The organism is Massilia eburnea (assembly GCF_009720745.1).
GTDB lineage: Bacteria > Pseudomonadota > Gammaproteobacteria > Burkholderiales > Burkholderiaceae_D > Rugamonas > Rugamonas eburnea.
Window position 1 is genome coordinate 149,881 of record NZ_WNKX01000013.1, and the last position, 8,066, is coordinate 157,946.

Here is an 8,066-nt window from a genome sequence, read left to right on the forward strand (position 1 = left end):
GAGCCTAATGCAACACCCCGACCAAGACATCCGCAATCGCTTGCTGATCGCGCGGCTGCCCGCCATGCCGCAGATCCTGATCAAGCTGATTGAGCTCCTGCAAGCCGATGATGCCGGCATGCCGGAGCTGGCCGCGCTGATCGCCAAGGATGCGGGGATGGCCAGCAAGATACTTTCGGTGGCCAACAGCTCGGCCTACCAGCGCCACAACCGCGCGCTGGGCCTGGAGCAGGCCCTGGTCTCGCTGGGCACCGACATGATCAAGACGCTGGTGATCTCCGAGTCGGTGTTCCAGACCTTCAACAACTTCCCGCACAGCGGCAGCACCGACCTGCGCGCCTTCTGGAAAGGCTCGCTCACCACCGCCGTCATCGCGCGCGACATCGCGCGCGTGCTCGACTACCCGCACGTGGAAGAAGCCTACCTGGCCGGCCTGCTGCACAATGTCGGCCGCCTGGCGCTGCTGGCCACCGCGCCGAAAGAATACGCCTACAACTTCACCGCCCGCGACGACGAAGAGCTGTGCGCGGTGGAGCAGCGCACGCTGGAAATCACCCACGCCGAAGCGGGCGCCTGGCTGATCGAGCGCTGGAACCTCGACTCCTTCCTGGCCGACTCCGTGCTGTACCACCACGAGCCGGTGCCGCGCCTGGAAGCGGCCCATCCGCTGATCCGCATCGTGCGCCTGGCGCACCAGCTGTGCTACCACGCCGACATGCCGGCCGCCGCGGCCGATGCCGCCGCGCTGTGCGGCATCGAAGAGGACAAGCTGGACGCCTTCGTCAAGTCCGCCGCACGCCAGGTGGCGCGCGCCGCCGAAGCGCTGGGCATCGACCTGGCCGGCGCCGACGACCTGCCGGCGCCGCCCGCCGCGCCGCCGGCCCCGGTCGACCCGGTGCAGGCGCGCCTGTCCGAAGAAGTGCGCAATATGGTGCTGGTGCAGGAAATGGGCCAGAGCTTCGCGCGCCAGCAGGGCGAAGCCGGCATGCTGGACGCCATGACCCGTTCCGCGCGCATCCTGTTCGACCTGGAAAGCACGGTGATCCTGCTGGAGAGCCCGACCGGCCACGCGCTGCAGGGCGCCGGCGGCGGCGAAGCCCAGCAGCGCCTGGCCGAATTCAGCGTGGCCCTGAGCAAACCGGGGCTGCTGGCCGATGCCGCCAACGGCCGCCAGCTGGCCTTCGCCACGCGCGCCGCCGCGGGCGTCGGCATCGCCGAAGAGCAGCTGTTCCGCATCGTCGGCAGCGAGGCCCTGGTATGCCTGCCGCTGGTGGCCGGCCAGCGCTGCCTGGGCATGCTCGTGGGCGGCTTGCCGGCCTGGCAGCTGCCGCTGCTGCAAAAGAAGGAGCGCTTCCTGCAGGCTTTCGGCAGCCAGGCCGCCAACGCGCTGGAAACCGCCCTGTCCGAGCGCGGCCACACGCGGCGCCAGGTGGCCCACGTCGCCGAAGAATACCGTGAAGCCTCGCGGCGCGTGGTGCACGAGGTGAACAACCCGCTGTCCATCATCAAGAACTACCTGTCGGTGCTGGACGCCAAGCTGGCGCGGCGCGAACCCGTGGTATCGGAAATGTCGATCCTGAACGAGGAAATCGACCGCGTCGGCCATTTGATCAACGGCCTGGCCGACCTGCAGCCCTCGGACGGCGGCAGCGCGGCCAATGTGGCGCGCGTGGTGGAAGACGTGCTGCGCCTGTTCCGCGCCACCGACTTCCTGCCCGCCTCGGTGCAGGTGGTGACGCGCATGCAGGACGGCCCGCAGGAAATCGACGGCGACGCCGACCTGCTCAAGCAGATCCTGGTCAACCTGGTCAAGAACGCGATCGAAGCCCAGCCGGGCGGCGGCCGCATCGAGATCGCCAACCGCGGCCTGGTCAACCGCGAACGCCGGCTCTACGTCGAGCTGGTGGTGAGCGACGCCGGCCCCGGCCTGTCGCAGGAAGTGCTGGCCAACCTGTTTACCGCCGTGAAGAGCAGCAAGGAAGGCAAGCATCACGGCCTGGGCCTGTCCATCGTGCACAGCCTGGTCAAGAAAATGAACGGCATGATCAGCTGCCGCAGCGGCGCCCATGGCACCTCGTTTGAACTCCTGCTGCCGGCCCGCGGCAGCACCAGCCAGCTCGCCCCGGTGCAGGCGCGCGGCGTGGTGGATTCCGTATAAGGCCAGCATGAACCCGATCCTCCCGACGCCCCAGCCTCCGGCACCGGAATTCCAGCCACGCTTGCTGCTGGTCGACGACGAACCGCGGCTGCTGTCCTCCCTGTACGAACTGCTGCGCGTGCAGGACAGCTACCAGCTGGTCACCGCCACCGACGGCGCCGAAGCCCTGGCCGCGCTGAACCGCCAGCGCTTCGACCTGCTGCTGCTGGACCTGCGCCTGCCCGACATGAGCGGCCACGAGATCATGGATTTCGTGAACGCGCGCGAGATCGACTGCGACGTGATCGTGATGAGCGGCGAAGCCGGCATCGAAGCGGCCATCGGCGCCCTAAAGCGCGGCGCCTACGACTACCTGCGCAAGCCGTACAACCCGCCCGAGCTGCTGAAGACGGTGGAGAACGCGCTGCAGAAGCGCCGCCTGGCGGTGGAGAACACGCGCATCGCCCAGCGCCTGGAAAACTCGGAAAAGATGTACCGCTACCTGGTGGACAGCTCGCCCGACATCATCTACACCCTGAACCACGAAGGCTGCTTCACCTTCGTCAACGACCGCGCCTACCAGCTGCTGGGCTACCCGCGCGAAGAGCTGATCGGCCGCCACTACTCGGTGCTGGTGCACGACGAAGACCAGGAGCGCGCACGCTATGTCTTCAACGAGCGCCGGGTCGACGAGCGCGCCTCGCGCAACGTGGAGCTGCGCCTGAAGTGCAACAACAGCGCCGCCGGCGACCGCACCTTCAACAACACCCTGATGACGATCTCGCTCAACGCGATCGGCATGCATGTGCCGGGCGAGCAAGTGGCCAAGCACGAATTCTTCGGCACCTACGGCGTGGCGCGCGACATCACCGACCGCAAACGCGCCGAGGAGATGATCTCCTACCAGGCCTACCACGACATCCTGACCGACCTGCCCAACCGCATCCTGTTCAAGGACCGCCTGGGCCTGGCCGTGATCCAGGCCAAGCGCAAGCTCACCGAGCTGGCGGTGATGTTCATCGACCTGGACCGCTTCAAGCTGGTCAACGACACGCTGGGCCACGTCAAAGGCGACGAGCTGCTGCAGCAGGCCGCGCGGCGCCTGAAGGAATGCCTGCGCAAGGGCGACACGCTGGCGCGCCACAGCGGCGACGAATTCACCATCGTGCTGCCCGAGCTGCGCGACCGCGCCGACGCCAAGGCCATCGCCGACAAGTTCCAGGAAGCGCTGCAGCTGCCCTTCGACCTCGACGGCCACGTGGTGCACATCTCGGCCTCGATCGGCATCGCGGTCTACCCGAGCGACGGCGACTCGATCGAAGAGCTGCTGCGCCACGCCGACATCGCCATGTACCAGGTCAAGGCGCAGGGCAAGAACGGGCACAGCTTCTACCACGCCTCGATGCAGGACATGTCGCACCAGAAGATCGTGCTGGAGCAGTCGCTGCGCAAGGCGCTCGAAAACAACGAGCTGGAAATGTACTACCAGCCGCAAGTCGACATGGCCAGCGGCCGCATCATCGGCGCCGAAGGCCTGATGCGCTGGAACCACCCGACCCGCGGCCTGCTGTCGGCCGGCGAATTCCTGCCGTTCGCGGAAGAGAACGGCCTGATGCTGCCGATCTCGGACTGGATGATCGGCGCGCTGTGCCGCGACCTCTTGCTGTGGAACGCCAATGGGGCCGACAATATCCGCCTGTCGCTGAACCTGTCGCCGCAATACCTGGACCGCGGCGACTTCTTCGAGAAGATGCGCAATGCGCTGGCGCGCTACCAGATTTCGCCGTCGCAGATCGAAGTCGAGATCACCGAGAACATCTGCATCCGCAACCCGCAGTACGCCATCGAGCAGCTGAACAAGCTGTGCCAGCTGGGCGTCTCGGTCGCCATCGACGACTTCGGCACCGGCTACTCCTCGCTGTCCTACCTGCACCGCTTCCCGATCCACACCATCAAGATCGACCAGAGCTTCGTCAAGGAGATCCACGACGAGCACGGCCACTATCCCGTGATCCTGGCCATCATCTCGATCGCGCGCGGCCTCGGCCTGCACCTGGTGGCCGAAGGCGTGGAGACCGAAGTGCAGGCGCGCTACCTGGCCGCCAACGGCTGCGCCACCATGCAAGGCTACCTGTACTACCGCCCGATCGCCCTGACCAGTTTCATGGAAGTGCTGGCAGTGCAGAACCAGGCCGAGGCGCCATCGGCAGCCCTTGCGCCGGGCCCGCGCCTGGCGCAGGCATAACGCGGTGGACCAAGGCAGCATGCAGCGCAGCACACCGAACCAGGCCGAAATCCGCGCAGCAGCGCCGCAGGAAGGCCATTTCGTGGCCGAATTCCTGCGCGTGCGCCAGCTGGCCGAACGCGGCGTCGCCAACGCCCAGCACAGCCTGGGCTTCATGTACTTCAACGGCCAGGGCGTCGCGCAAAGTTACGAGCTGGCCGTCGCCTGGTACCGCCAGGCCGCCAACGCCGGCCTGGAACACGCGCAGTACAACCTGGGCGTGATGTTCCAGAAAGGGCAGGGCGTGGACGTCGACTTCACGGAAGCGGCGCACTGGTACCAGCTGGCCGCCGAACAGGGCTACGCCGCCGCCCAATACAACCTGGGCTGGCTGTACGCCAAAGGCCAGGGCGTGCCGCAGGACACCGAGCAGGCGCGCTACTGGTTCGCCAAGGCCGCCGAACAGGGCGACCCCGGCGCGCAGAACAACCTGGGCATGATGTACGACACCGGCAAAGGCGTGCCGCAGGATTATGCGCAAGCGATCATGTGGTACCGCAAAGCCGCCGAACAAGGCTACGCGCGCGCCCAGTTCAACCTCGGCCTGCGCTACGACAACGGCCAAGGGGTGGCGCAGGACGGCAAGCAGGCGCTGGGCTGGTTCCGCAAGGCCGCCGAGCAAGGCTACGCCGCCGCCCAGTTCAACCTCGCCCTGCGCTACGACAAGGGGCAGGACGTCGCCCCCGACGCCGCCCGCGCCATCAAGTGGTACACGCTGGCCGCGGAGCAGAACCACGTCAGCTCGCAATTCAACCTGGCCCTGATCTACGACAACGGCAATGGCGTAGCGCGCGACGAAGTGCTGGCGCTGCAGTGGTACCGCCGCGCCGCTGAACTGGGGCACGCCGGCGCGCAGAACAACCTGGGCCAGCGCTACGACCAGGGTCTGGGCGTGGCGCAAGACCACCGCGAAGCCGCGCACTGGTACCGCAAAGCCTCCGAATCCGGCCACCCGGCCGCGCAATACCACCTCGCCCTGCTGTACGAACAAGGCCTAGGCGTGCCGCGCGACCAGCAGGAAGCCATTTTCTGGTACCGCAAGGCCGCCGACCAGGGCCATCTGCGCGCCCAGTTCGACCTCGGCCTGCGCTATGAAACGGGACAAGGCGTGCCGCAGGATGCACGCAAGGCGCTGGCCTGGTTCCGCCGCGCCGCCGAGCAGGACTACGTGGCCGCGCAATTCATGCTGGGGCAGATCCACGACCGCGACGACGGCCCCGCGCCCGACCAGGCGCAAGCGAACGCCTGGTACCGCAAGGCCGCCGAGCAAGGCCACACGCTGGCCTGCTTCACGCTCGGCCTGCGTTATGACAATGGCCAAGGCCTGCCGCGCGACTTCAAGCAAGCCCTGTCCTGGTACCTGGCCGCAGCGCGCCAGGGCCATGCCCGCGCCCAGCTCAATGCCGGCCTGATGTTCCTCTCCGGGCAAGGCGCGGAAGCCGACGCCGAGCAGGCTTGGCGCTGGCTGTCGCTGGCCGAACGCAGCGGCCAACAAAGCGCCGCGCGTCACCTCGCCGCCGCCGCCGCCCGCCTCGCCCCGCACCAGCTGGCCGCCCTGCGCGCCGCACCGGAACTGCTGCCAGCGTGAGCTCCAGCGACGACAGGCTGCACCTGCGCGGTTCGGCGGCTTTACGCGCGGCAAAGCGTTTGGCACAGTGTTCCTGCTGACCTAGGCCGACATCGGCAACCGCTGGGGCCAAACTTATTTCTTCAGCATCATTGCCGTGCTGATGCTGTCCACGGCCTACTTGGATGGCTGAATGGAACGCGACCTGGAGCGTGCCCAGGTTCGGCGTGTCGTGTGCTGGATCCAGCTGGCGCAGACCGAGCGCAGCGGCGGAAACCTCCGCCCGGCCATGCTGGACAAGGCGCGCCGCCTGTGCGCGCGCCTGCGCATCCCGCCACGGCAGTTGCAGCATTAAAGTCGGGGTCAGCTCTGGCAATCGGACATTTCGCTGCGCGAAATGTCCGATTGCCAGAGCTGACCCCGACTTTCAAGTTAAATCTTAGCGGCGGCGCTGTTGTGGCCTTGGACTGGATGAGCCGCGCTGTTCGATGTGGCGGAACACGATGCGGCCCTTGTTCAGGTCATACGGGGACAGTTCCAGCGTTACCTTGTCGCCGGCAATAATGCGGATGAAGTTTTTCTTCATGCGGCCGCCTGTGTAAGCGATCAGCTTGTGGCCGTTGTCCAGGTCTACCCGGAAGCGCTGCTCCGGCAGGATCTCGGTGACCACGCCATTCATTTCAATGAGTTCTTCTTTTGCCATGCTGCTTCCTTTGCGATTGGGGGGCGAGGGAGACGAAAAAAAAGCCCGCGTTGTTGCGGGCTTCGTTTCAATGTAATGCCAATATTTCAATCGCTGCTACAGCCCGTGCTATCTGCACGGTGCGAAGCGGTCAGCCAATGCTATCTGCAAGGTGCCGGCCTGTGACCTATGTTTGGTGCTACAAGGTGAAGCTCTCGAGTACTTCACCACAGAACGCAGTGTAACACACTTTTGTGCGGTGCACAAAATTATTTCAGCGCACGAAATGCGCTTCGATTTCCTCCAGGGTCTTGCCCTTGGTTTCGGGCAGCAGGAAGGCGGCGGCAAGGAAGTACACCACCGTGCAGCCGGCCCAGAAGAAGAACATCGCCGCATAGCCGTGCTGGCCGACCGTCGGCAGGAACACCGCTGCAATGGTGGTGGACACGAACTGGTTGATCAGCAGCGCAATGCTCATGCCGTTGGAGCGGATGCGGGTCGGCATCAGTTCGGACAGGGCGAGCCACACGCACACGCCCGGGCCCACCGCGAAGCTGGCGACGAACAGGCAGATCGCCAGCGTCACTTGCCAGCCATGCGCCGCTGAAGGCAGGGCGCCGACCTGGGCCTGCTCGATACGCAACGGGGCATCGCGGCCTTGCGCCGGGTCGGCGAAAGGATTCAGGTGCAGGGCGCGGAAGAAGGCGCCGATCACGCTGTCGGGCTGCACGGTGTCTTCGCGCGAGAGCACCATCGGCGCCAGCGTCGGGTCGTCGCTGCGGCGGGTTTGCACGTTGGTGAAGGGGCCGTAGGAATAGGACACGGTCAGCAGCTGGGGCGCTGCGTCTTTTCCGGCCGGGGCGCCAAGCGCTTGCAGCGTGCCGGCGTCGAGGCGCAGCGACAAGGTGTCGCCTTTGGCTTGCGCCGCTACTACGGCACGCACGTCGCGCTGTTGGCTTTCGGCGCTGCGGAACAGCAGGCCGGCCATCAGGAGGGCCAGGACGATGCCGCCGCTGCCCACCATCAGCAGGAACTTGCGGCCCTTGCGGTCGACCAGCAGCACCGCCACCACCGTCATGAGGGCATTCAGCAGCTTGAGGCCGACGTCGGCCAGGTTGGCGGTGGAGCCGGGCAGGCCGGCCTGGTTCAGGATGTTGACCGCGTAAGCCAGCACGGAGTTGATGCCGGTTGCCTGGTTGCAGGCCAGGATCAGGCAGGCCAGCAGGAAGGGCAGCATGTAGCGGCGGCTGAAGAGGCGGTCTTCTGCTGGGCCGGCGGCAGCGGCGGCGGGCATATTCAAGCCGGCAAGGGCGGCCGCGCCGCCACGGCCGGCGACCACGCCGCGCGCGGCGGCGATGTCGCCGTCAGTCGGACCGTTTGCTGCGGCGGTGCGTGC

6 protein-coding genes are annotated in these 8,066 nt (G+C 66.6%); 4 read left to right on the forward strand and 2 right to left on the reverse strand.

Annotation, left to right across the window (positions count from 1 at the left end; genetic code table 11):
* The first annotated feature begins 7 nt into the window (after window positions 1-7).
* From GM658_RS17650 to GM658_RS17665, 4 genes are all read left to right on the forward strand, one after another.
* Entirely contained in the window at window positions 8-2,158 is a 2,151-nt protein-coding gene (locus tag GM658_RS17650; RefSeq protein WP_229416958.1) for an HDOD domain-containing protein, read from the forward strand.
* 7 nt (window positions 2,159-2,165) lie between these two features.
* Window positions 2,166-4,382 carry a putative bifunctional diguanylate cyclase/phosphodiesterase gene (locus GM658_RS17655; RefSeq protein ID WP_155455365.1) on the forward strand — a complete coding sequence of 739 codons (2,217 nt, stop codon included), beginning with the start codon at window positions 2,166-2,168 and terminating at the stop codon, window positions 4,380-4,382.
* A 19-nt stretch (window positions 4,383-4,401) separates the two neighbouring features.
* On the forward strand, window positions 4,402-6,009 hold the full coding sequence (locus GM658_RS17660) for an SEL1-like repeat protein (RefSeq protein WP_155455366.1): 1,608 nt from the start codon (window positions 4,402-4,404) through the stop codon (window positions 6,007-6,009).
* 172 nt (window positions 6,010-6,181) lie between these two features.
* Window positions 6,182-6,343, forward strand: coding sequence for a hypothetical protein (locus GM658_RS17665; RefSeq protein ID WP_155455367.1), 162 nt, complete (start codon window positions 6,182-6,184; stop codon window positions 6,341-6,343).
* A gap of 84 nt (window positions 6,344-6,427) precedes the next feature.
* On the opposite strand, the gene infA is transcribed toward GM658_RS17665, so the two are convergent.
* Together infA and GM658_RS17675 are read right to left on the reverse strand one after the other, a co-directional pair.
* Entirely contained in the window at window positions 6,428-6,691 is a 264-nt protein-coding gene (gene infA, locus GM658_RS17670; RefSeq protein ID WP_155455368.1) for a translation initiation factor IF-1, read from the reverse strand.
* Between the two features lie 253 nt (window positions 6,692-6,944).
* On the reverse strand, window positions 6,945-8,066 hold a 1,122-nt coding region (locus GM658_RS17675; RefSeq protein ID WP_155455369.1), incomplete at its 5' end, for an MFS transporter.

Coding starts and splice junctions, on each gene's coding strand:
- GM658_RS17650 (WP_229416958.1), top strand. CDS start 8: ATGCAACACCCCGACCAAGACATCCGCAATCGCTTGCTGATCGCGCGG.
- infA (WP_155455368.1), bottom strand. CDS start 6,691: ATGGCAAAAGAAGAACTCATTGAAATGAATGGCGTGGTCACCGAGATC.
- GM658_RS17660 (WP_155455366.1), top strand. CDS start 4,402: ATGCAGCGCAGCACACCGAACCAGGCCGAAATCCGCGCAGCAGCGCCG.
- GM658_RS17655 (WP_155455365.1), top strand. CDS start 2,166: ATGAACCCGATCCTCCCGACGCCCCAGCCTCCGGCACCGGAATTCCAG.
- GM658_RS17665 (WP_155455367.1), top strand. CDS start 6,182: ATGGAACGCGACCTGGAGCGTGCCCAGGTTCGGCGTGTCGTGTGCTGG.